At 70.3% G+C, this 24432-nt stretch carries 18 protein-coding genes; 9 read left to right on the forward strand and 9 right to left on the reverse strand.

The features are described from left to right. The first annotated feature begins 61 nt into the window (after positions 1 to 61). Positions 62 to 1195 (forward strand): pectinesterase family protein, encoded by a 1134-nt coding sequence (locus ACFC0D_RS09890; RefSeq protein WP_376433037.1) that lies wholly within the window; start codon positions 62 to 64, stop codon positions 1193 to 1195. Between the two features lie 141 nt (positions 1196 to 1336). Here ACFC0D_RS09890 and ACFC0D_RS09895 read toward each other — a convergent pair whose 3' ends face one another. Beyond that, positions 1337 to 2179: an SMP-30/gluconolactonase/LRE family protein gene (locus ACFC0D_RS09895; protein WP_376433039.1), complete on the reverse strand. Its 843-nt coding sequence runs from the start codon at positions 2177 to 2179 to the stop codon at positions 1337 to 1339. Beyond that, positions 2176 to 2946, reverse strand: a complete 771-nt coding sequence (locus ACFC0D_RS09900) for an IclR family transcriptional regulator (RefSeq protein ID WP_376433041.1) — start codon at positions 2944 to 2946, stop codon at positions 2176 to 2178. Before ACFC0D_RS09900 ends, ACFC0D_RS09895 begins: the two co-directional genes overlap by 4 nt. Before the next feature lie 187 nt (positions 2947 to 3133). Here ACFC0D_RS09900 and ACFC0D_RS09905 point away from each other — a divergent pair, with 187 nt between their 5' ends. Then, complete coding sequence (locus ACFC0D_RS09905) at positions 3134 to 4288, forward strand: mandelate racemase/muconate lactonizing enzyme family protein (RefSeq protein ID WP_376433043.1); 1155 nt, start codon at positions 3134 to 3136, stop codon at positions 4286 to 4288. A gap of 50 nt (positions 4289 to 4338) precedes the next feature. Here the strand turns inward: ACFC0D_RS09905 and ACFC0D_RS09910 are convergent, their stop codons facing one another. After that, on the reverse strand, positions 4339 to 5541 hold the full coding sequence (locus ACFC0D_RS09910; protein ID WP_376433045.1) for an RNA-guided endonuclease InsQ/TnpB family protein: 1203 nt from the start codon (positions 5539 to 5541) through the stop codon (positions 4339 to 4341). Between the two features lie 225 nt (positions 5542 to 5766). On the opposite strand from ACFC0D_RS09910, the gene ACFC0D_RS09915 reads away from it, so the two are divergent. The 7 genes from ACFC0D_RS09915 to ACFC0D_RS09945 all read left to right on the forward strand — a co-directional run bounded on the left by ACFC0D_RS09915 (position 5767) and on the right by ACFC0D_RS09945 (position 16110). Continuing rightward, entirely contained in the window at positions 5767 to 6723 is a 957-nt protein-coding gene (locus tag ACFC0D_RS09915) for a zinc-binding dehydrogenase (RefSeq protein ID WP_376433115.1), read from the forward strand. A 130-nt stretch (positions 6724 to 6853) separates the two neighbouring features. Next, on the forward strand, positions 6854 to 7822 hold the full coding sequence (locus ACFC0D_RS09920; RefSeq protein WP_376433047.1) for a hypothetical protein: 969 nt from the start codon (positions 6854 to 6856) through the stop codon (positions 7820 to 7822). A gap of 3 nt (positions 7823 to 7825) precedes the next feature. Further along, positions 7826 to 8947, forward strand: coding sequence for a multiple monosaccharide ABC transporter substrate-binding protein (chvE, locus tag ACFC0D_RS09925; protein ID WP_376433049.1), 1122 nt, complete (start codon positions 7826 to 7828; stop codon positions 8945 to 8947). Continuing rightward, positions 8944 to 10503, forward strand: coding sequence for a multiple monosaccharide ABC transporter ATP-binding protein (mmsA, locus tag ACFC0D_RS09930; protein ID WP_376433051.1), 1560 nt, complete (start codon positions 8944 to 8946; stop codon positions 10501 to 10503). Before chvE ends, mmsA begins: the two co-directional genes overlap by 4 nt. A gap of 9 nt (positions 10504 to 10512) precedes the next feature. After that, on the forward strand, positions 10513 to 11742 hold the full coding sequence (gene mmsB / locus ACFC0D_RS09935) for a multiple monosaccharide ABC transporter permease (RefSeq protein ID WP_376433053.1): 1230 nt from the start codon (positions 10513 to 10515) through the stop codon (positions 11740 to 11742). Between the two features lie 97 nt (positions 11743 to 11839). After that, positions 11840 to 13066 carry an SUKH-4 family immunity protein gene (locus tag ACFC0D_RS09940; protein WP_376433055.1) on the forward strand — a complete coding sequence of 409 codons (1227 nt, stop codon included), beginning with the start codon at positions 11840 to 11842 and terminating at the stop codon, positions 13064 to 13066. A 152-nt stretch (positions 13067 to 13218) separates the two neighbouring features. Then, positions 13219 to 16110, forward strand: a complete 2892-nt coding sequence (locus tag ACFC0D_RS09945) for a glycoside hydrolase family 2 TIM barrel-domain containing protein (RefSeq protein WP_376433057.1) — start codon at positions 13219 to 13221, stop codon at positions 16108 to 16110. Between the two features lie 63 nt (positions 16111 to 16173). Here the strand turns inward: ACFC0D_RS09945 and ACFC0D_RS09950 are convergent, their stop codons facing one another. The 6 genes from ACFC0D_RS09950 to ACFC0D_RS09975 form a co-directional block, all read right to left on the reverse strand. Further along, positions 16174 to 17229: a rhamnogalacturonan acetylesterase gene (locus tag ACFC0D_RS09950; protein WP_376433059.1), complete on the reverse strand. Its 1056-nt coding sequence runs from the start codon at positions 17227 to 17229 to the stop codon at positions 16174 to 16176. A gap of 12 nt (positions 17230 to 17241) precedes the next feature. Further along, positions 17242 to 19968 (reverse strand): Tat pathway signal sequence domain protein, encoded by a 2727-nt coding sequence (locus tag ACFC0D_RS09955; protein WP_376433061.1) that lies wholly within the window; start codon positions 19966 to 19968, stop codon positions 17242 to 17244. A 509-nt stretch (positions 19969 to 20477) separates the two neighbouring features. After that, the gene (locus ACFC0D_RS09960) at positions 20478 to 21041 is read right to left on the reverse strand and encodes a hypothetical protein (RefSeq protein WP_376433063.1); all 564 of its coding nucleotides are present in this window, start codon (positions 21039 to 21041) and stop codon (positions 20478 to 20480) included. A 9-nt stretch (positions 21042 to 21050) separates the two neighbouring features. Continuing rightward, a complete protein-coding gene (locus ACFC0D_RS09965) occupies positions 21051 to 21944 on the reverse strand; it encodes a carbohydrate ABC transporter permease (RefSeq protein ID WP_376433065.1) in 894 nt (297 codons plus the stop codon). Next, positions 21941 to 22969 (reverse strand): carbohydrate ABC transporter permease, encoded by a 1029-nt coding sequence (locus ACFC0D_RS09970; protein ID WP_376433067.1) that lies wholly within the window; start codon positions 22967 to 22969, stop codon positions 21941 to 21943. The genes ACFC0D_RS09965 and ACFC0D_RS09970 overlap by 4 nt, the downstream gene beginning before the upstream one ends. Then, complete coding sequence (locus ACFC0D_RS09975) at positions 22969 to 24252, reverse strand: ABC transporter substrate-binding protein (RefSeq protein WP_376433069.1); 1284 nt, start codon at positions 24250 to 24252, stop codon at positions 22969 to 22971. The genes ACFC0D_RS09970 and ACFC0D_RS09975 overlap by 1 nt, the downstream gene beginning before the upstream one ends. Positions 24253 to 24432 lie beyond the last annotated feature (180 nt).

Here is a 24432-nt window from a genome sequence, read left to right on the forward strand (position 1 = left end):
GCCCCGCCTCCCGCTCCATCCCCCCTCTTCTTTCGCACCCTCGATGAAGGAGCTCTTTGCCATGCCTCCGCCCAGTCGTCGTGCGCTGCTGACAGCGGGCACAGCGGCGGCGCTGTCCCTCGCCGTCGCCGCCGCCCCCACGGCCGCCGCCGCCCGTTCCGCGGGCCCGTTCGGCCGCTTCGGCTCGCCCTCCCGGCGGCTCACCGAGCGCACCTTGTACGTCCACCCCGGTGGGCTCGGCGACCACACGAGCGTCCAGGCCGCGGTGTCCGCGGCGAGCGGCTCCGGCCGGACGGTCGTCATCGCCCCCGGCACGTACCGCGAGACGGTCACGTTCGGCGCGGCCGCGACCGGCATGACGTGGATCGGGGCGAGCGAGGACCCCCGCGACGTGGTCGTCGTGTACGACAACGCGGCCGGCACGGTCCGCCCCGACGGCACGACGTACGGCACCTCCGGTTCGGCCACGACCACCGTCCAGGCGGACGGCTTCGCCGCCCGTTGGATCACCTTCGCCAACGACTTCCTCCGCACCGACCTCCCCGGGAACCCCGGTACCCAGGCGGTGGCGATCAAGGTGCAGGGCGACCGGTCGTCCTTCCTGCACTGCCGGTTCCTCGGCCACCAGGACACGCTGTACGCCGACTCGATGTCCCTGGCCGCCGTCGCCCGCCAGTACTTCGCCCACTGCTATGTCGAGGGTGACGTCGACTTCGTCTTCGGCCGCGCCCGTGCGGTGTTCGAGCACTGCCACTTCCGTACGCTGCTGCGCAGCGATCTCGCCTCCGCACCGCACGGTTTCGTCTTCGCCCCGTCCACCGCCGGCGCCAACCCGTACGGTTTCCTGGCCGCCCGCTGCCGGGTGACGAGCCGGGCACCTGACGGCTACTACAAGCTGGCCCGCCCGTGGGTGCCGAGCTCGGACCCCACCGCCTGGCCCGCGCTCGTGGTCCGCGACAGCGTCCTGGGGCCGGGCATCCACGCCGTCGCTCCGTACGCGAACATGCGCGACGCCCATCCGTGGCAGGCCCAGCGGTTCGCCGAGTACCGCAACACGGGCCCCGGCGCGGCGATCACCGTCCCGGAGAACCGGCCCCAGCTCACGGCGGTGCAGGCCGAGTCGGCGACCGCGTCGGCGTATCTGGGCGACTGGACGCCCGGGCGGACCGGGTCGACCACGGTCGTTCGACGATGAACTGACGGTCGGTGAACGTGCCGGAGACGGACCGACCGTCGCGCTCGGCACAGTGACGTGGGGAGGGGCTCTCCGGCGGGTGCCCCTCCCCGCTTGTCGTTCCCGGAGGCCCTGTCGCCGCCGGTGGTGATCGGTTGCCGGTCAGCCGGCGAACGGGGTGGCGTGCAGTCCTTCACCGATGCCGGGCAGGACGAGCAGCGAGCCGGCGTCCGGCTCGGGCTCCCGCAGGCCCGTGCGGGCCGTGGTGACGTACAGATCGCGCAGTCCGGGGCCACCGAACGCGCAGGCGGTCGGTCGGACCACGGGAAGCGGAATGATCCGGTCGAGCGTGCCGCGCGGGGTGTAGCGGCGCAGGGCTCCGCCGTCCCAGAGCGCGACCCAGACACAGCCTTCGGCGTCCACGGCGAGTCCGTCGGGGAAGCCCGCGCCCTCCTCGACGGTCGCGAACTCCCGGCGCTCGACCACGTGTCCGTCCTCGACACGCAGCACGTCCACGCGGCGGGTGGGGGTGTCGATGTAGTACGTGAGGGTGTGGTCGGGGCTCCAGCCGACGCCGTTGCTGATGGTGACCTTGTCGAGGAGGGTGGTCGTGGCGCCGTCGGGGGCTGTCCGGAAGAGGTTGCCGCCGCCGGCCTCCTCGTCGTAGCGCATGGTGCCGGCCCACAGGCTGCCGTCGGGGGCGACGGCGGCGTCGTTGCCGCGCCGTCCGGGTACGGGGTCGTGGCGGAGCCAGGAGAAGGCGCCGTCGGCGGAGTAGAGGCCGATGCCGTCCCGGAGGTTGGCGACGACTCCGCCGCCGGCGCGTGGTTTCACCGCCCCGATGTGCTGGTCGACGGCCAGGACGGAGCGGCGGCCGCTCGCCGGCTCGTAGGTGTGGACGCGGCGGCCGAGGATGTCGACCCAGAGGAGCCGCCCGCCGGCGGTGTCCCAGGTGGGCCCCTCGCCGAGTTCGGCGTCCTCGCGTACCGCGACCTCGGCCTTCACCGTCCGCCCCGGTGACCGAGACGCAGGGAGAGGTCGGCCGCTCCCTTCGCGGCGAGTTCGGCCAGTTCGCCCTCGCGCTGCACGCTCCAGCGGATCATGGGGGCGGAGATGGACAGGGCGGCGACGACCCGGCCCGCGCGGTCGCGCACGGGGGCCGCGACGCAGCTGACATCGGGGTTGGACTCTTGGTGCTCGCTCGCGGTCCCGCGCGCGCGGATCTCGGCGAGCGCGGCCCGCAGGGCATCCGGCTCGGTGATGCTGTCGGGGGTCATGCCGACCAGGTCTCGGCCCTCGATGCGGGCGTCGAGCTCGCCCTCGGGGAGGGCGGCGAGCAGCATCTTGCCGACGGCGGTGCAGTGGGCGGGCAGCCGGCGGCCCGCGGCCGAGACCATGCGGACGGCATGGGTGGAGTCGACCTTGGCGATGTAGATGACGTCCGTGTCCTCCAGGATGGCGACATGGACGGTCTCGTCGCAGGTCTCGGCGACCTCGCGGGCCACGTTCTGCCCTTCGGCGGCGAGGTCGAGCTGCTCGGCGTAGCGGCTGCCGAGCTGGTAGGTGCGGACGCCGAGGCGGTAGCGGCCCGGCTGTTCCGGTATGGGCACCAGGTAGGAGCGGGCGGTGAGGGTGGAGAGCAACTCGTGCGTGGTGGTGCGCGGGAGTTGGAGCCTGCGGGTGATCTCGGGGGCGGAGAGCGTTCCGTCGCCCTGCAGGAACAGCTCCAGAATGTCGAATGCTCTGGCCACCGCGGGAACGAGGCGTCCCATGACCATCACCCACCCCTCTTGTTCGATATTCCGACCGTTGATCGGTATGGCGAACGCAGGCTAGCGGTGGGGCCGTTCGTCGGGCAATGGCTGTGCGGGGCATTGACACCATGGCGGGCCGCAATTACGGTCACGCCACCATTTCGAACGTGTGACGAAATATCGAACAACTCCGGGAGCCAGCACCGTGCGCATCACGGGAATCACCACACATGTCGTCGGAACACCCTGGCGCAATCTCACCTACGTCCAGGTGCACACCGACGAGGGTCTGACCGGGGTCGGCGAGACCCGGATGCTGGGTCGTACCGACGCGCTCGTCGGGTACTTGCGCGAGGCCGAGGCCAACCACATCGCGGGCTCCGACCCGTTCGCGGTCGAGGACCTCGTCCGGCGGATGAAGTACGGCGACTACGGGCGGGCCGGCGAGATCGTCATGTCCGGCATAGCCGTGGTGGAGATGGCCTGCTGGGACATCAAGGGCAAGGCGCTCGGGGTCCCCGTCTGGCAGCTGCTCGGCGGCAAGGTGACGGACCGGGTCAAGGCGTACGCCAACGGCTGGTACACCACCGAGCGCACCCCGGAGGCGTATCACAAGGCGGCCCAGGAGGTCGTCGCCCGCGGCTACCGGGCGCTGAAGATCGACCCGTTCGGAACCGGCCACTTCGAACTGGACGCCGAGCAGTCGCGGTACGCGGTGTCGCTGATCGAGGCGGTCCGGGACGCGATCGGGCCCGACACCGAGCTGATGCTGGAGATGCACGGGCGGTTCTCGCCCGCCACGGCGGTGCGACTGGCGCGCGAGCTGGCGCCGTTCCGGCCGGCGTGGCTGGAGGAGCCGGTGCCGCCGGAGAACCTGAAGGCGCTGGAGAAGGTCGCCGCCAAGGTGGACCTGCCGATCGCGACCGGAGAGCGCATCCACGACCGGATCGAGTTCCGGGAGCTCTTCGAGTCGCAGGCGGTCGACATCGTCCAGCCGGACCTGGGACACATCGGCGGCATCCTGGAGACCCGCAAGCTCGCCGCCACCGCCGAGACCCACTACATGCTGGTGGCGCCGCACAATGTGGGCGGTTCGGTGCTCACCGCGGCCTCGCTGCAACTGGCCGCCTGCACACCGAACTTCAAGATCCTGGAGCACTTCAACGACTTCGCGGACGCCGAGATCAAGAAGGTCGTCCGCGGAGCCCCCCAGGTCGACCCGGAGACGGGCTGCTTCGAGGTGTCGCACGCCCCGGGGCTCGGGGTCGAGCTGGACGTGGACGCCGCGGCCGAATTCCCTCAGCAGCGCGCCCGGTTCGACCTGTGGGCCGAGGGCTGGGAGCGGAGGGACCCGAATTGACTCCTCCACCTCGTGAACGAGGTGAATTCCTAGCTCACTTCGCCTGACACCTAGCAGGTGGCAGGGCTTACAAGGTCAGCACTAGCCGGGTTGAGACCAGCCCGGGCGAGCATGACGCGGGCGGAGTTCTTGTCCCTGGGGGACACCGCTCCGCACACGGTGCACGTATACGTTCGTTCGGAAAGGGGCAGTGCATGCTTGGCTCTCGCTCCGCACTGCGCGCAATCCTTCGTGGTGTGCGCGGGATGGACCAGGTGCACGGCACGCCCGTGCTTACGGCCCATCTCGATCAAGGCGGTCTTGGCAGCGCCGATCGCGGCGTCTGCTGCCTTGCGGGCCATTGTGGACTTGGCAAGGAACTTCGGCCGAAAGTCTTCGACCGCGATGCGGTCGAAGTCCCGGACGACGGTCTTGGCCCACTTGCGGCAGGTGTCCTGTCGCTGTCGGGCGATCTTCTTGGACACCTTCGCCGCCGCCCTGCGGGCCTTGCGGTAGCCGGCGGTGTCGGGCCGGTTCTTAGGGGTACGTCGGCGGGCCATCATCCGCTGATAGCAGGCCAGCTTCGCCGCGACCGTCTTCCCGTGCTCGGGATGCGGCAGGTCGTGCGCGTCGGATGTGGTGGTCGCGGTCACCTTCACGCCCCAGTCCACACCGATCACCGAACCGGTTTCGGGAAGCGGCTCGGCTGGCGCGGCAGCGACGAACGAGGCGTACCAGTGGCCGAGGCCGTCCCGGTACACCCTCACCGACGTGGAGCCGGAAGGAAGGTCCCGCGACCACACCACGGTCAACACGATGCCGCCGGCCAGGTGCAGGCGGCCGTCCTTGATGCGAAAGCCGCGCCGGGTGTAGTTCAGCGTCGGCAGCGCGTCCCGCTTCCGCTTGACGTGGGGCATCCCCGCGCGCTGCCGCATCGGCAGCCGGGCCGTGATGTCCTTCATGGCCTTGGCCCGGGACTTCGCGAAGTCCCGGATGATCTGCTGCTGAGGGACAGACGCGCCTTCACGCAGCCACGTCATCGACTGCCGGGCATCGGTCAGCATCTTGTCGAGCTGTGCCGGCCCGCACGTCGCCTTCTTGCCCGTCGCCTTGTTGCAGGCGTGGACCCTGCGGGACATGGCCACGCACTCGTTCCACACCCACCGGCACCGCGCCCACTCACCCTCCAGACCAGCAAGCGCGGTGGACGACACCCGCAGCCGGAAGGTGTACCGGGAGCGCCCGGTCCCCTCAACCGTTCCTTGCGTCGTCATGAGCGCGACCTTAGCCCCGTCCACTGACAATCAATGAAAGTGCAGGTCATGGCGCATGAGGAGTGTACTCCGCCGCTTCGCGACTCCGCTCCACGGACCCGTCCCTCCTCTGTCTGAAGGCAGGGGCATCCTGGGAGAGATCCGGTGAGCGGCCCGCACGCCCCCGGAGTCAGCCGCGCGGTCGTGGTCTCAGGGCCCGGTGAACACCGGCTCGTGGAGCGGGAGATGCCCGAGCCCGGCCCCGGCGAGGTACGGGTGCGGGTCGCCGCCGCCGGGATCTGCATGAGCGACCGCGAGGTGTACGACGGGCACCGCGCGCCCGGCTACGTCCGCTACCCGGTCACCCCGGGACACGAGTGGGCCGGCACGGTGGAGGCCGTCGGGGCAGACGTCGATCCCGCCCTCGTGGGACGGGGCTGCGTCGCCGAGGGGTTTCGCGCCTGCGGGACCTGCGAGCGGTGCCGGTGCGGGGAGACCAGCCTGTGCACGGCGGGGTACGCGGAGACTGGCTTCACCGAGCCGGGCGCCTTCGCGGACCATCTGCTCGTGCCCGCAAGACTGTTGCACCTCTTGCCTCCCGGGGCCGACCTGCGCGCGGCCGCGCTCATCGAACCCGCGGCCGTGATCGCCGCCGCGGTACGGGTGGGGCGGCCGCGCCCCGGTGAGCGCGTCGCCGTCGTCGGCGCCGGCACGCTCGGGCTGCTCGCCGTCCAACTGCTCGCCGCGTCCTCGCCGGCCGAGCTGGTCGTGGTCGACCCTCGTGCGGCGCGTGGCGAGCAGGCGCTGGGGCACGGGGCGAGCGAGGCCTTGAGCCCCGAGGAGGCCGAGGGCGGGGCGCTCGGCCGCTTCGACCTGGTCGTGGAGACCGCCGGGGCGCCCTCCACGGCCGCCTCCTCCTGTCTCCTGGCGCGCAGGGGCGGCCGGGTCGTTCTGACCGGGATGTTCGCGGCCGGGGCGGCCGGTATCGACCCCGCGCATCTCTCGGTCAGCCAGCTGGAGATCCGCAGCGTCTTCGGGGCGCCGTCGGCCGCCTGGGCCGATGCCGTCCGCGCCTTCGCCCTGGGGCTGCTCGACCCCGCACCGCTGATCAGCCACGAGTTCCCACTGGAGCGTTTCGCGGAGGCTGTCGCGCTGGTCGGCGGCGGCGACCCGAAGACCGGCAAGGTGCTGCTGCGCCCCTGAGCCTCGCGGCCCGCCCACGCCCGCCGTTCGCACGCGCGTGAGCCGTACGGCGGTGCGGGAGCCCTGCGCCCCGTACCGCCGTGCACCCCATGAGCCGAACCCTGTCCGATATACCGAACAAAGGACGATCGTGACCGCTGCCTCCCCACCCCGGCGCCCCGGCGTCGACGCGCTCGCGCGGATCGGCCATCCGGTGCCACCGCTCGATCCCGCCGACGCCTCCCCCCACGCCTTCCCCGACGGCGGCACGTGGCGCACCGAGATCCCTTCCGTGGAGGGCCCGGAGGCGCTCGCCGTCGTCCTGAAGGAGAGCGCCCGGCTCGACCTCCCGGTGCACCGGATCAGTCAGGGCAGCGGTGTCTGGATGCTGTCCGACGCCGAGATCACCGAGATGGTGCAGGGCTGCGCCGAACGCTCCGTCGAGCTCTGCCTGTTCACCGGACCGCGCGGCATCTGGGACATCGGCGCCGCCACCCGTACCGACTCGGGCGGTGCCGGGCTGCGGGCCCGGGGCCACGACGCGCTCGCCGGATGCGTCGAGGACGCCCTGCGTGCCGCCGAGTTGGGGGTGCGCTGCCTGCTCGTCGCCGACGAGGGCGTGCTGTGGACGCTGCACCGGATGCGGGAGTCCGGCGCCCTGCCGGCCGACATCACGTTCAAGGCCTCGGCGCTCATCGGCCCCGTCAATCCCGCCTCGTACGCGGTGTACGAGCACCTCGGCGCGGACTCCCTCAACGTCCCCTCCGATCTCACCCTCGACCACCTCACCGAGATCCGCCGGGTCAGTCGCGCGCCCATGGACCTCTATGTGGAGGCCCCCGACGACCTCGGGGGGTACGTCCGGATGTACGAGGCGGCCGAGCTGATCCGGCGGGGCGCGCCGCTCTACCTCAAGTTCGGACTCAGCAAGTCCCCCGGCATCTACCCGTACGGCGCCCATCTGCGTGAGCACGCTCTCGCCACCGCCCGGGAACGCGTCCGGCGCGGACGGCTCGTGCTCGATCTGCTGGCCCGGCACGGAGCCGACGGCGGGATGTCGCCGCTCGGCTCCCGGCTGCCCGGCGACCTCCGCCGCTTCCCCGCCCCCGAAGGGAACTGACCCATGCCCACCCGCACTCTGCGCGCCGCCACGGCGGCCGCCCTGCTCTCCGTGCTCCTGGCCGGCGGCCTCACCGCCTGCGGCCAGGAGGCCCGCGGCGGCAGCCGCTACAAGCCCGACGCCGGCAAGGGCGGCACCATCGGACTCGCGATGCCGACCAAGGCCTCCGAGCGATGGATCGCCGACGGCGAGAACATGGCGAAGCAGTTCCGGAAGGCCGGCTACGACACCGATCTGCAGTACGGCGACGACAAGGTCGAGAACCAGATAGCCCAGATCGAGAACATGATCACCAAGGGCCGGCGGCTCCTGGTGATCGCCGCGATCGACGGCTCCGCGCTCACCGAGGTGCTGCAGCGCGCCCACGACGCCGGCATCCCCGTGATCTCGTACGACCGCCTCATCATGGGCACCGAGAACGTGGACTACTACGCGTCCTTCGACAACGAGCGGGTCGGCGAGCTGGAGGCGACGTACATCGTCGAGCGGCTGAAGCTCGGCGCACCGGCGAAGAACTCCGGCAAGCCGTACGACATCGAGCTGTTCGCGGGCTCTCCGGACGACAACAACACCCGGTACTTCTGGAGCGGCGCCATAAAGGTGCTGCAGCCGTACTTCGACAGCGGCCAGCTCGTCGTCCGCAGCGGGCAGACGAAGATGAACCAGGCCACCACGCTGCGCTGGGACGGCGGTACCGCGCAGAAGCGGATGGACGACCTGATCAGCAAGAACTACGGCGAGGAGAGCGTCGACGCCGTCCTCTCGCCTTACGACGGCATCTCCATCGGCATCATCTCCGCCCTCAAGAGCGCCGGTTACGGGACCGCGGGGCAGCCGCTGCCCGTCGTCACCGGGCAGGACGCCGAACTCGCCTCGGTGAAGTCCATCATCCGCGGCGAGCAGACGCAGACCGTCTTCAAGGACACCCGCAAGCTCGCCGCCCAGGCGGTGGCGATGGGCGACGCCGTGCTGAACGGGAGGAAGCCCGTGGTCAACAACGTCGAGGACTACGACAACGGCAAGAAGACCGTGCCGTCGTATCTGCTCGATCCGGTCAGCATCGACAGGTCGAACACCTCGCTCCTGGTCCGCGAGGGGTACTTCACGGCGGGACAGCTCTCATGACCGGGGCCGCCGTCCTGGAGATGCGCTCCATCACCAAGACGTTCCCCGGCGTCACCGCGCTCAGCGAGGTGAACCTCACCGTGCGGGCGGGCGAGATCCACGCCCTGTGCGGGGAGAACGGCGCGGGCAAGTCCACCCTGATGAAGGTCCTCAGCGGCGTCCATCCGCACGGCAGCTACGAGGGCGAGATCCGCTTCGAGGGCGAGCCGGTCGCCTTCAGGGACATCCGGGCGAGCGAACGCCACGGCATCGTGATCATCCATCAGGAACTGGCGCTGATCCCCCATCTGTCGATCGCCGAGAACATCTTCCTCGGCAACGAGCAGACCCGGCGCGGTGTCATCGACTGGAACGACACCCTGCGCAGCGCCGGACGGCTCCTCAAGCGGGTCGGACTGCACGAGAACCCCCACACTCCGGTAGGCGAACTCGGCGTCGGCAAGCAGCAGTTGGTCGAGATCGCCAAAGCCCTATCCAAGGAGGTGAAGCTGCTCATTCTCGACGAGCCGACGGCCGCGCTCAACGACGAGGACAGCGCGAAGCTCCTCGGACTGATCCTGGAGCTGCGGCGCGAGGGCATCTCCTCCATCATCATCTCCCACAAGCTGAACGAGATCCGGCGGATCGCCGACCAGGTCACGGTCCTGCGCGACGGCCGCACCATCGAGACGCTTCCCGTGCGCCCCTCGGCGGACACGGAACCGGAGCTCTCCGAGGACCGGATCATCCGCGGCATGGTCGGACGCGACCTCGACCACCGGTTCCCGGAGCGCACCCCTTACGAGGGCGAGGACGCCGGCCGGGTGGCGCTGGCCGTGCGCGGGTGGACCGTGCGCCATCCGACGGACCCCCGGCGCACCGTCGTCGACGATGTGTCGCTGACAGTCCGCCGGGGCGAGATCGTCGGCATCGCGGGCCTCATGGGCGCGGGCCGCACCGAGCTGGCCATGTCCGTCTTCGGCCGCTCGTACGGGCGGTACGCGGCGGGCACCGTGGAGATCGACGGGCGGGAGACGGCGACGCGGACCGTGCCGGAGGCGATCGAGGCCGGACTGGCCTACGTCACGGAGGACCGCAAGCAGTACGGCCTCCATCTGGCCGACACCGTCCATCGCAATGTCTCGTTGGTCTCCCTGCCCGGGATGCGACGGCGCGGAGTCGTCGACGAGTTCCACGAGCGCAAGGTCGCCGAGCGGTACCGCACGAGCATGAACATCAAGACGCCCACGGTCTTCGAGCAGGTCGGCCGGCTCTCCGGCGGCAACCAGCAGAAGGTCGTGCTCAGCAAGTGGATCCACGCCGACCCGAAGGTGCTGATCCTCGACGAGCCGACGCGCGGTATCGACGTCGGTGCCAAGTACGAGATCTACACCGTCGTCGACCGGCTCGCCGCACAGGGAAGAGCGGTGCTCTTCATCTCCTCCGAGCTGCCGGAGCTGCTCGGCATGTGCGACCGGATCTACACGATGGCGGAGGGCCGGCTGACCGGTGAGGTCGCCCGTGCCGACGCCACCCAGGAAACCCTGATGCGTCACATGACCATGAGCAGAAGCTGAGGCCCCGCCATGACCACCACGACCCCTTCCGCACCGGAGACGAAGGCGGCGCACCCGGTGCGCCCCTCGGCCGGGGCCCTGCTCCTCCAGGGCGTGCGGGCGAACATGCGCCAGTACGGGATGCTCGTCGCGCTCGTCTTCCTCGTCATCCTGTTCCAGATATGGACCGACGGCACGCTGCTGCTGCCGAACAACGTCTCCAACCTGATCCAGCAGAACAGCTACGTCCTCATCCTTGCCATGGGCATGATGATCGTCATCATCTCCGGCCACATCGACCTGTCCGTCGGCTCCCTGGCCGCGTTCGTCGGCGCCCTGTCGGCGGTGATGATGGTCAGGCACGACATGCCCTGGGTCCTGGCCCTGGTGCTGTCCCTGTTGGTCGGGGCGGTCGCCGGCGCGTGGCAGGGGTACTTCATCGCCTATCTCGGCATCCCGTCGTTCATCGTGACGCTCGCCGGAATGCTGCTGTTCCGCGGTCTCACCCAGATCTTCCTGGAGGGCCGGTCGCTGGCGCCGTTCCCCGACGGGTTCCAGAACATCGCCAAGGGCTTCATCCCCGAGATGGGCCCGTACACGCAGTACCACAACCCGACGCTGTTCCTCGGTCTCGTCACGGTCGTCTTCCTGCTGCTGCGCGAGTGGCGCGACCGCAAGCGCCAGCTGGCGTACGAGCTCGACGTGCTGCCCGCCGGACTGTGGGCGCTCAAGTGCGTGGCGATCGCGGCGGCGATCGTGGCCTTCACGCTCACACTGGCGAGCTTCCACGGCGTGCCGGTCGTCATGCTGATCATGTGCGTGCTGTTGATCGGCCTGGGGTACGTGATGCGCAACGCGGTGGTCGGACGCCATGTGTACGCCCTGGGCGGCAACAAGGCGGCGGCCAAGCTCTCGGGCGTGAAGGACAAGCGCGTCACGTTCCTGGTCTTCGTGAACATGGGCGTTCTGGCGGCGCTCGCGGGCTGTGTGTACGCGGCCCGGCTCAACGCGGGCACTCCGCAGGCGGGTCTCAACTTCGAACTGGAGGCCATCGCCGCCGCGTTCATCGGCGGAGCGTCGATGAGCGGCGGAGTGGGCACGGTGACGGGCGCCGTGATCGGCGGCCTGGTGCTCGGTGTCCTCAACAACGGCATGTCGCTGGTGGGCATCGGCACGGACTACCAGCAGGTGATCAAGGGCCTCGTCCTGCTCGCGGCGGTCGGCTTCGACGTCTGGAACAAGCGTCGGTCGGTGGCGTAGTCGGGCTGCCCTTTCGTTCCCCGCGACCCGATGTCTGCGGTCGGCCCTAGGGTGATCTTCGACGGAAGATCACCACGGACGCCTCCGGGAGGCCGGCATGACGGGCACGCCCCTTCTCGTACCGGAGCACACGCTCCATCCGGCGATCACGCACGAACCGACCCGACGCCGGCTCACCGAGGAGGGGCTGCCCGATTCCGGGCGGGTGCTCGCCTTCCAGCGGCTGGCCGAGTCCCGGGTCGTGACGGTGCCGCACCTGGTCGAGGAGGGCGACGACCCGCGAGACCTGGACCCGTACATCGCGGGCCTGCTGGCCGTCGGAGAGGTGGTCACGGACGAGTGTGACTCCCTGGAGGTCGTCCTCGACGGGGCGTCGGGACGGGTGTTCGGCCTGCGCATGAGCGCGGCTCGCCACGCCGAGGTGCATCCGCTCGCTCCGTCGCTGTCGGCGCTCGCGCGTTTCCTGACGGCCGTCGACGAACTGACCGAGCTTCGCGGCCGGTTCGCCGGCCTGGCGGGGAGCACCGGCGCCGAGGCGGTCGGCGAGGCGACGGGGTCGCTGCTCTCCGTCTTCACTGAAGAGGATTGGGGCGGCGGCTGGGGGACGGCCGGCGACCCGACGGAGTGGGACCACGCGATCCCGGCTCTCTGGCGCATCACGGCACTGATACGGCCCCTGTCCCTGGTCGCCGGACCGGGCAGGGGCCTGCGGCTCGATCTGCCGGCCGCTCTGCTGGACGAGGAGTTCGGTCCCGAAGACGTGGTGCGCGTCGCGCCGGAGGACCTGCCGGTGGCTCTGGAGCACGAGCCGACACGACGCTTCCTGGCCGAGGTCGGGCTGCCGAAGGACGGCCTGATGTTCGGCCTCGCCGACAAGGACACGCTGCTGCTGCCGCTGCCCGAGGACCGTGAGCGGGCCAGGCAGGATCCTCGGCTGCGCCATCTGTGGAACGCCACGGACTCACTGCCGCCCGACGCCGACCGTCTGTTCGTCGTCGGCGGTCTGATGCACGACTTCGACGTGGTCGTCGACGGGCTGACGGGCGAGGTCCACTACCTCACGTACGACGGCGACACGGTCACGCCGGTGAACGCCGACCTTTCCACTCTGGCCTTCACGGTCTGGATGCACAGCCGGCAGCAGAGGTTTGAGGACGAGCACGACCTGACAGGCAGGTTCGGCGAGTTCTACCATGCGCTCGCCGCATCCATGATCGCCGCGCTCGCCTCGGTCGACCCCATCGCCTGTCTTCCGCCGACGGACCCCGACGACTACCGCTACTGGCCGGAGGTGTTCCACGACGAGGCGGGCGGGGTGCTCTGAACTCTCCCGGTCCAACCGCGCCGACAAGAGTCCAACAGTCCGGCGGGCCGACGGGGTTGTGGTGACCGCGACCCCACGGTGGGATGAGACCCGAGGGAAATCGCTTTCTGCGTTGGTGACCTCCCCATCCCCACCTCTTCCACAGGAGCCCCATGTCCACCCTGCCCTGGTACGAAGACGTCTCCCCCGGGCGTGGCGGGCTGCCGCCTCGGGCCTGGTACGCCCGCTCGGATGCCGCCGCCCTCTCCCTCGGCGGAGTCTGGCGGTTCCGGCTCTCGCCGGCGGCGGACACCGAGGACGAGTCCTTCGCCGCCGAGGGGTACGACGCCGGCACCTGGGAGGAGATCGCGGTGCCGGGGCACTGGGTGCTCCAGGGCAAGGACCACGGGGCGCCGGCGTACACCAATGTCGTGTACGCGTTTCCGGTCGATCCGCCGCGCGTCCCGACCGAGAACCCCACGGGTGACCATCTGCGCCGCTTCGACCTGCCGGAGGGCTGGCCGGATGCGGGCAAGGCCGTGCTGCGTTTCGACGGTGTCGAGTCCGCGGCGCGGGTGTGGCTCAACGGCGAGGAACTGGGCGAGTTCAAGGGCTCGCGGCTGCCGCACGAGTTCGCCGTCGGACCACTGCTGAAGGAGCGCGGCAATGTGCTCGCCGTCCGGGTCCACCAGTGGTCGTCCGGGTCCTATCTGGAGGACCAGGACCAGTGGTGGCTCCCGGGCATCTTCCGTGACGTGACGCTGCTGCACCGCCCCGAGGGCGCGGCCGGAGACTTCTTCGCGCATGTCTCGTACGACCACACCGACGGCACGGGCACCCTGCGGGTGGAGTGCGACGTGCCCGGCCGGGTCACGGTGCCCGAGCTGGGCATCGACATCGGAACGGGCGAGTCGGTCACGGTGCCGGTCGAGCCGTGGACGGCGGAGACGCCCCGGCTGTACGACGGCGAACTGGCCGTCGGGGGCGAGCGGATCCCCCTACGCCTCGGGTTCCGTACGGTCGCCGTCGAGGACGGCATGATCAAGGTGAACGGGCGCCGGATCCTCTTCCGGGGCGTGAACCGACACGAGTTCCACCCGGAGCGCGGCCGGAGCGTCGACCTGGACACCATGCGCCGGGACGTGGAACTGATGAAGCTCCACAACATCAACGCCGTACGCACCTCCCACTATCCCCCGCACCCCGCCTTCCTCGATCTGTGCGACGAGTACGGCCTGTGGGTGATCGACGAGTGCGATCTGGAGACACACGGATTCCAGGATCTCGACTGGCGCGCCAACCCGGTCGACGACGCGCGCTGGACCCCCGCTCTGCTCGACCGGGCGGCTCGGATGGTCGAGCGCGACAAGAACCACGCCTCCGTGATCATCTGGTCCCTCGGAAACGAGTGCGGCACGGGCGCCGGACTCACCGCGATGGCCGAGTGGATCCGCGACCGCGACCCCTCGCGGCTCGTCCACTACGAGGGCGACCTCTCCTGCAAGGACACGGACGTCTATTCACGGATGTACGCCCCGCACGCCGAGGTCGAGCGGATCGGACGCCGGGAGGACCCGGGACCGGAAGCGCGGCGCGAACTCCCCTTCATTCTCTGCGAGTACGGGCACTCCATGGGCAACGGACCCGGCGGACTCGCGGACTACCAGCGGCTGTTCGAGAGGTACGAGCGCTGCCAGGGTGGCTTCGTCTGGGAGTGGATCGACCACGGGCTCGTCCACCCGGAGCACGGCTACGGATACGGCGGCGACTTCGGCGAGGAGCTGCACGACGGGAACTTCGTCTGCGACGGGCTCCTCTTCCCCGACCGGACACCGTCGCCGGGCCTGGTCGAGTACAAGAAGGTGATCGAGCCGGTCCGCATCGAGGCGGGCACCGCCGAGAACACGGTCCGGATCACCAACGGGCACGACTTCGCCGACCTCGCAGGCCTCGCCTTCACATGGGCCTTCGCGGTCGACGGAGAGACGGCCGGGACCGGCCCGCTGACGGTGCCCGGCCTCGCACCCGGCGAGAGCGCGGAGCTCGCGCTGCCGGCACCTCCCGTCGACCGGACGGACCGCGAGGCCCACTGGACGGTCCGGGCGCTGCTCGCGCACGACACGCCGTGGGCGGCGTCGGGCCACGAGATCGCCTGGGGACAGCTCGCCGTCTCCGGGCCGGTGCCGCCCACCGCGGCGGCCGGTGCGCCGCCGGTTCGGCACGCCGGGCGGATCACCCTCGGTCCGGGCGTCTTCGACGCCCGCACGGGCAAGCCGCTGGCCATCGGCGGGATCCCGCTCGCGGGCCTGCGCCTGGACGTCTGGCGAGCGCCGACCGACAACGACAACGGCGCGGCCTGGCAGCCGGACGAGCGCTACGGACTGCTCTGGCGCGAGCTCGGTCTGCACCGGATGCGCCATCGGATCGACGCCGTGGAGACGGACGCCGAGGCGCTGACGGTACGGACCCGGGTGGCCCCGGCAGCCCAGGATCTCGGCCTCGTGACCACGTACCGGTGGACGTCGGACGGGACGCGGCTCCGGCTCACGGTGAGCGTCACGCCCGAGGGCGAGTGGCGGCTGCCCCTGCCCCGGCTCGGCGTCCGCCTCGGCCTCCCGGCTGCCCTGGACCGGGCGGCATGGTTCGGCGGCGGACCGGGCGAGGCATACCCCGACACACGTGCGGCGGCGCGGACCGGCCGCTGGGAGGCCACGGTGGACGAGCTGCAGACACCCTATGTACGCCCGCAGGAGAACGGCGCCCGGATCGACACCCGATGGGTCGAACTCGGCGACGGATCAATCGGGTTGAGGGTCGAGGGCGACTCGCTGTTCTGGTACACCGCCCGCCGTTGGACCAGCGAGCAGCTCGACGCCGCCGAGCACCACGGCGACCTCACGCCCGGCGACACGGTCTGGCTCACCCTCGACCACGCCCAGCAGGGCATCGGCTCGCAGTCCTGCGGCCCTGGTGTCCTGCCGGAGTACCGGCTGGTCGCCGCCCCCGCGACGTTCGCCTTCACGTTCACGTCCCTCGACGCGCAAGGCTCCGGCGGCCCCGCGTGAACCGTCACGTTCCCGTACTCCGCGGCCGGCCGGCGGTTCAGCCGGTCGGCCGCGGAGCGCCTCTCAGCGGATCAGCCGCTCGGGGACGATCCTCTGGGCCCTCAGTTCACCGACGACGAGGGCGGCGTACTGGGTGGCCCCGTGCACCGAGGTGTGGGTGTTGTCCTTCTTCTCGGTCGTCAGGTACAGCGCCTTGGACGCCTCCGGGCCGAGCTCCTCGACCATCGCCTTGGTGAGCGCCGTGAGGTCGATCAGCGGGGTGGCGAGGTCGGCCGCCAGACGGCGGACCTCGGCGGGGTGGTCCACGCCGAGGCCGTTGACGAGCAGGGCGGTCCCGTTGTTCAGGGTGCCGTCGGTGTTGAACCAGCGGCGGACGATCGGGGTCACGAGGACGGGCCGACCGCCCCGTTCCCGTACGCCCTCGACAAGGGTGGTGAGGTTGGCGCGGTAGGTCGCCGCGTCCGTCTGCTTGTCGTTGTGGGCGAGCTGGATCAGGACCGGGTCACCGCGGCGGACGAGCGGCTGGACGGCCGGAAAGAGGGCCGGGTTGGCGAGATAACTCACCGTACTCTCACCGGAGTCGGCGTGGTTCGCGACCGCGACTCCGCGTTTGAGGTACTGCGGGAGCCGCTGGCCCCAGCCCGCGTACGGGTCACCCGGCTGGTCGCAGACCGTCGAGTCCCCGATGAGGAAGATCCGTGGGGCGGCGGGTGCCGGGGTGACGACCACCCCGGCGGGGAGCGGTGCCGTACCGCCGAAGGTCAGGTCGAGGCCGGGGCTGCCCGCGGGTCCCGTCGGCTCGCCCTCGGAGGCGCGAACGTCGACGGTGAACGAGCGGTGGACCCTCTCCCCGGTGTCCGTGGCCGTCTCGGCGAGCATGGCCCGCCGGGTCTCGGCGGTGACGGACGTGGAGCCCGCGGTGTCCCCGCCGAGGGTGACCTGGACGTGGTACGTGCCGGGCGGGATGTCGAAGTGGCAGACGATCGGTGCCGTGGTGGTGCAGTGGTCGAGGCCCTTGCCGTCGGGGCTGTCGGCGTGGGCGGGGGCGGCGCCGAGGGTGGCGGCGGTGAGCGCGGCGACGACGGTCGCGGCGGCGGTGAGCCGGGGGGTGCGTGTCATGGCCTCTCCTTACTACGCCGGAAGGCTGTCGCCGATGAGGGCGAGGTTCTGGATGGCCGCGAGTCCGAACAGCGCGGTGGTGTTGGTGCTGATCCACAGGTGCTCGTAGCCGGGTTCCATCGCGGCCGGGCCCCGGACCGGGGTCTTGTCCCACACCATGGCCTTCGTGTACCCGTCGCTGCTGTGGAACTTCTGCCACGCCCTGGCCGCCAGCTGGGGGTCGTTCAACTGGGCGGCGGCGTACGCGTCCTGGCGTGAGTGGCCCTGGAACAGGAGCAGGGTGCCGAAGTTCTTGCCGTACCGGGCGGCCTGCTCGGCCTTGGTGGCGTTGAAGTAGCGGCAGTAGTCGAGCCAGGCCGTCCTGAACGCGGGCATGTCGATGAGGTCGATGAGCTCGGCGCACATCTCGACGAGGCCGAACATGGCGGAGAGGTGGGACACGCCGACGACGGGCTCGGTCGCGACGGCGAACCTGCCGGTGTCGAGGTCGTACAGTCCCGTGCCCTGCACGAAACCGTTGGGCTGGGCGGCGATGGTCTCCATGGTGGAGCGCAGCCGGGCCTCGGCCTTGGCGGCCTTGGGTCCGCCGCGTTCCCACTCGGTGAGCCAGGCGGCGGCGAGTCCGCTCCAGTCGGTCCCGAAGCCGATGGAAAGGGCGTGCCGGTCGGGGGTGTACGGCTCGGTGCGGATCTTGCGGATGGGGTCGAGGACAAGGAAGGTCTCGTCGGAGTCGACCAGGGCGTGCATGAGGTCACCGACGCGTTCGTCCGCGGTGAGGAAGTAGTACGGGCGGCGGTAGACGGCCGTCGAGATGCGCTGCTGCTTGGCGCTGTCGGCGAAGTGCTGGACCCCGTGGCGGGTGCCGAGGCCGGCCCAGGTGCCCAGGTGGTAGACGTCGACCTCGCCGGTGTGGCGGGTCATCGCCTCGGCGAAACGGAAGACGTCCGCGCGGCCGGAACGCAGATAGGCGTACCAGAGCCAGAGGTCGGGCGAGAGTTCGGAGTTGTCCCAGGCGTAGCCTCCGACGTCGTACCGCCACTGGTGCCGGTCCTCGTCGTAGGTGTGCATGATGTCGCCGTAGTCCCAGAAGCCGTACCAGCGGCGCTGTTCGGTCTGGTCCTTGTAGTACGTGAAGAGGTAGTCGAGGTGGTCCTCGATGGTCGCCTTGGCGGGGGTGGAGCGGTCGACGGGCGCGAAGAATCCGCCGAAGACCCCGGCGCGGGTCAGGTCCTCGGGGCTCGCGGCGAGCTGGGGCGGGGTGCGGACGGCGGCGGACTGGGCGACGAGGGTGTCGGCGGTGGGGGTGGCGGCGTTGGCCCAGAACATCAGCTCGCTGGTGCGGGCGATGCCGTACGGGGTGCCGAAGCCGGGCTCGTAGTCCTCGTAGGTGATGTTCAGGCCCTCGAGCTGCTCGGGGAAGGTGTCCTGGCCCATGCCGTCGTGGTAGAAACGCAGGTCCATGGGCTGGGCCTCGGGCGACCAGAGCCAGAGGGTGACCTCGGCGGCGTCACCGGCGGCGCCCCGGATGTCGAGCTGGGCCGGGTGCTTCTGCCAGAAGTCGCGGAGCCCGAAGGAGAGTCCGCCGCTGACCCCGCCGACGTAGCCGAAGCCGTTCGCCCTTCCGCCGCCGCCTGCCGGGATCCACCCGTGGCCGGACTTGGTGCGCTTGCGCAGGGCGAAGCCGTCGGAGGAGAGCTGGGCGAGGGTGTAGTCGCCCCAGGCGGGGATGTACTGCAGCCGGGTGGTGACCCGCTGGTCCCAGGTGGCCGGGTCGGGCAGCTTCTCGCCCTTGACCTGGGCCGTACGGACGGCGGCGCCGGGGTCGCGGCGCAGACCGGTGATGCCTTGGACGGCCTCGGTGAGGAAGCCCTCGCCCTCGCCGGCGATGCGGATGTGGCGGTCGTAGGCGGCATCGCGCAGTGGGACGGTGAAGCGGACGCCGAGGCCGCGGATGAAATCCTTGCTCTGGTCCCCGTCGTAAGTGATGGTGTGCACCATCCGGAAGGACTCGCTGCCGGCGTAGAAGTAGAGGCGTACGGAGAACGGCAGCCAGCTGCGCCTGGCCTTGCGGTGCTTGCCGTCGATCCGGACGACGGCGCGGACGGGGCCGGACTGCTCGACGGTCGCTCCCGCGATCTCGCCGTCGAACCGCTCCCACGTGGCGTCGCCGTGGTCCCCGTCGTCGATGTCGCTCTGGCGGAGCAGGACGAGCCGGCCGTCGGTGGCGATCTTGACGGTGCCGCGCGTCACGGACTCGACGAGCTTCCCGCCGTCCTTGGAGACGACGGCCTTGATGGTGCCGGTGTCGACGGTGATCCGGCGGCCGGTCTCGGTGACGGTGACCTTCGGTCCTGCGGCGGGTGTTCCGGGCGCGAGGGTGAACTCGTCCGCCCCTGCGGCCTCGGGGCCGACCGCGTGCGCGGTCCACTTGAGAGAGCCGTCGGGCCAGCGGGCGGTGGTCCAGGTCTGTACGGGGACGTTCCTGCCGTCGGCGGTGGTGAGCGCGAAGTCCTGCCCCTCGGGGTGGGCGCCCTTGGGCCACGGCACCCCGAACGTGGACCCGGGCGCGGCCCCGAGGCCACCGGCCTCGAGCCAGGTGACGGTCGCGGGCCGGTCTGCGGCGGGGGCGGCGGGTGTGGCGGCCCGGGCGTCGCCGCGGCCGAGGGCCCAACTGAACTGCGCGGCGGCACCGGCGAGGGTGGCGGCTTTGAGGAGGGAGCGGCGGGGGATGGGGGGCATAGGGGGTTCCTTTCATGGCCATGACATGGAGGTGCGGGATGGGGGCGGCCTTCGTTCCGGTGGAGGGGGGCGCGGAGGGGGCGGCGCCGCACGTGGGGGGGGCACCCCCGGAGCGACCCACCTGTCTCGTTCCGCCGGGCAACGCCCACCCTGACGGCTGGCGCCACCCACCCCCGTTGTGGGCAACTGTTCCGCCGGGGCGGGCCCACCCGCGGCTCTCGCTCGCTCCCCCCGTTGTGGGCATTCGTTCCGCTGGGACGACGCCCACCCTGACCGCTGCCCCACCACGCCCGTTGTGGGCATTCGTTCCGCTGGGGCTGGGGGTCCCCCCGGACGGAGTCTGGGGGAGGGTGGGCACAACGGAACGGTGCCCTTGCCGGGCCCAGGCTCCCGGTCCGTACGGTGCGCAAAGGTGCGGCGCCGTCGTGGGTTGTGCCCACCCGTTCCGCCCCGCGGAACGCCTGCCCACAACCAGGCGGGGCGGGGGTTGAGGGTGGGCACCGCCCTGTTCAGGAAAGCCGCGCGCGGTGTTCCGCCGCGAGCGTCGCCGCCACCACCACCCCCAGCGCAGGCGCCGCGAGTGGCGCCGCGAACCAGGCGGACGCGGCGATCACGCCGAGACCGCAGACGACGAGCAGCGAGCCCGCGGGGTCGCCGAGCGTGCGGCGGGCGGCGGCGCCCAGCAGGGCACGCCACGAGGCGTTCGGGCGCCAGGCCGTGCACGCCCGCAGCACGGTCACGATCAGCGCGAGCATCGCCAGGACCCCGACCGCGCCCACGAACCGACCACCCGGCAGCCCCGCCCGTACGATCGCGAGGTCGGCTCCCAGCAGGGCGAGGGCCGCCCAGACCGCGAGCCCCACGAGCCAGCCCCGGCGCACCGCGGAGCGGAGATCCGCGACGAACTCCCGCCACCCGCCCTCGACTTCGCCGGTCCAGCGACGCAGATGCGCCGCCCCGGCCGCCAGCGCCGCGGGCAGGGTGACCAGTGGCAGGGAGGCGAGGGCGATCCACACCCCGACGAGCAGGCATTCGGCGAAGACCCCGAACCGCGCGAGGACACGCGCTCTCATCCCGCCTCCTCAGCCCTTGAGCCCGGACGTGGCCATACCGTCGATCAGATACCGCTGGAAGGCGAGGAAGAAGAGCAGCACCGGCAGCAGCGCCACCAGCGACATCGCTATCATGCCTCCGTAGTCGGCCACTCCCTCCTGGTCGACGAACATCTTCAACCCCAGGGCCACGGTGTACTTCTCAGGCGTGTTGACGTAGATCAGTGGGCCCATGAAGTCGTTCCAGGTGTTGATGAACGTGAAGATCGCGCTGGTGATCAGCGCAGGCCGGCACAGCGGCAGCACGATCGACCAGTAGATCCGCAGGTGGCCGCAGCCGTCCAACCGGGCCGCCTCGTCCAGCTCCTTGGGCAGGTTGCGCATGAACTGGACCATCAGGAAGACGAAGAAGGCGTCGACGGCCAGGTACTTGCCCAGGAGCAGCGGCGTATAGGTGTCGATGACGTTCATCTTCTGGAACAGCACGTACTGCGGGATCAGAAGCACGTGGTACGGCAGCAGCAGGGTGCCGATCATCAGCGCGAACATCAGATTGCGTCCCGCGAACCTGATGCGCGCGAAGGCGTACGCCGTCAGTGACGAGGACAGCAGCACCCCGACCACTGATCCGACCGCGAGGACAGTGGAGTTGAGGAAGAAGGTGGAGATCGGGATGTCGGCGATGCCCTCGGTCAGGCGGGTGTAGTTCCTCACCACGGGATCGGTGGGAAACAGCTCCAGGCTGCCGACGATCTCGTCGCCCTCCTTGAACGAGGCGCCGAGCACCCACACCACGGGATAGAGCACCACCGCGAGGACCGCGAGCGAACCCACGTGCCAGGCGAGCGAGCCCGCGCCCCGGCGCCGGAAACCGGTCGAGGCCGACGGCGTGCGTGCGGGTCGGACCGTACGGGACATGCTCATCGAGCCGCCTCCTCGTAGTGCACCCAGCGCTTCTGGGACCAGAACAGCACCGCCGTGACGGCCGCGACGGCGAGGAGCAGCATCCACGCCATGGCCGAGGCGAGGCCCATCCGGCTGTTCTCGAAGCCCTGGACGTAGAGGTAACAGGTGTAGACGAGCGAGCCGTCCGCCGGACCGCAGGCGTTGCCGCCCGCTCCTCCGCCGACGATGTAGGCCGAGGCGAAGATCTGGAACGAGTGGACGGTCTCCAACAGGACGTTGAAGAACAGCACCGGCGAAATCATCGGCAGCGTGATGTTCCAGAACCGGCGCCAGGGTCCGGCGCCGTCCACCTCCGCCGCCTCGTACAGCTCGCGCGGAACCTGCTTGAGGCCGGCCAGGAAGATCACCATGGGTGCGCCGAACTGCCAGACGGTCAGCGCCACCAGGGCGTACAGAATCCATGCGGGGTCGCCGATCCAGCCTCCGACGTCCACGCCGAACAGTGTGCTCTGTGCCCGGTCCACGACCGCTCCGTCGGAGAAGATCGCCTTCCAGACGATGGCCACGGACACACTCGCTCCGATCAGCGAGGGAGCGTAGAACGCGGCGCGATAGAAACCCTGTCCGCGTCGGCTCTGGGCGAGCAGCAGCGCCACCCCGAGAGCGAGCAGCAGCTTGAGCGGCGTCCCGATGGCGACGTACCACAGGGTCACGGAGACGGAGTGGCGCCAGCGCGGGTCGCCGAACATCTCCGTGAAGTTCGCGAAGCCGATCCACCTCGGGGAGTCGAAGAGGTTGTAGTCGGTGAAAGCGAAGTACAGCGAGGCGACCATGGGGCCCGCCGTCAGCAGCAGGAACCCTGCTATCCACGGGGACATGAAGAGATAGCCGGCCAGGTTCTCCCTGCGGTCCCTCCGCTTTCGGGCGGCGGCGAGGTGCGGAGCGGGGTCCGGTGCGGGGTCCGGTGCGTGGAGCGGACCGGAGCCCTGGGTGGCGGGGTCACCGACTCCCTCGGCGGGGGCGTGGGTCACGGTCGATCCCATCAGCTGCCGAGAGCCGTCTTCGACTCGGTGAAGAACTGCGTGACCGCCTCGTCCACCGACCGCGTGCCAAGGCCCAGTTCCTCCGCGAGGCGGAGGAAGGCCGACTCGCAGACATCGGCGCCGGCCGGGTGCGGGGTGATCGGCTCGAGGACGCCGGCGTCGACCAGGGACTGCTCGTATGCGGCGATCTCCTTGGCGACCGGGTCGGTGGGCCGGAACGCCTCGTACTGCGCGACGGTCGCGGGGACCCCACGGTCGTAACCCATGATCCTGGCGACCTCGGGGTCGTGGACCATGAAGTCGATGAACTGGGCGACTTCCTTGGGGTGCTTGGTGCGCTTGGAGCCGCTGAGCATCAGGGAGCCGAGGTACTGACCGGTCTTCCTGCCGTCGGTGGTGGGAATCGGCGCGAGGCCGTACTCGCTCTTGCCCTCGGCGGTGTAGCGGTTGGTGAAGTTGTCCCAGGTGAACTCGCCGGCGGCGAGGTCGGCGGTGACCGCGGACTTGGGTTTGGCCTGGACGACCTTCTTGGTGTTCGCGACGACGCCGGACTTGCTGTCCCGCTCCGCCTTGGTCCACCAGTCGGTCAGGTCGGCCTCGGTGAAGCCCAGGCCCTTCTCGGTGAAGAAGGCCTTGCCCTGCTGGCGCAGGTACACGTCGTAGAGGTACATCACGCCGTACATGCCGCTGTCGCCCGCCCGGCCGCCGCTGTCGCGGATCCTCTTCATCGCCGCGTCGAAGTCGGCCCAGGTCCAGCCCTGTCGGGGTGTGACGCCCGCCCGGGTGTAGACGTGCTTGTCGATGACGAGGGCCATCGAGTTGCTGCCCACGGGGACGCCGAGCAGCTTGCCGTCGACCTCGCCGAACTTCTCCAGACCGGCCCGGAAGCCCTCGGTGCGGAGGTTGCCGGCCTTGACCTGCTGGTTGAGGTCGAGCAGGACGTTCTTGGCGTCGTACTTGCGCAGGAAGGCGATCGCGTTCTGGAAGACGTCCGGCGGGTTGCCGCCCGAGGCCTGGGTGTTGAACTTCTTCCAGAAGTCGGTGTACGGCTGGAAGTCCGTCTTGACCTTGATCTTCGGGTACTTCTTCTCGAAGAGCGCGATCGTCTGGTTGATCCGCTTGGCGCGGTCGTCGGACCCCCACCAGGCGTACCGGATGGTGACGGTCCCGTCGCCCGAGCCAGTGCCGTTGCCACACCCCGCCGCGGTCAGGCCGAGAGCGGCCAGGGAGCCGCCCGCCACCTTGAGCAGTCCGCGTCGGTCGACCGTCCCTTGAGTACGCACTTTTCGTCCTCCACGCACGATTGAAACGTTTTAGGAAAGCGCTTGCCGGGACAACGTAAGGACGGCCGCAGCGCTCGTCAATGTTTTGAACAGGATCGCTTGAAGTAGTCAGTTGCACCTGGGTTCAGCGGGACGCTGCAACCTGGAAAGACGCACTCGGTACGGCAGGTTCCACTGAAC

Source organism: Streptomyces sp. NPDC056222, from assembly GCF_042264065.1.
In the GTDB taxonomy this organism is placed as follows: domain Bacteria; phylum Actinomycetota; class Actinomycetes; order Streptomycetales; family Streptomycetaceae; genus Streptomyces.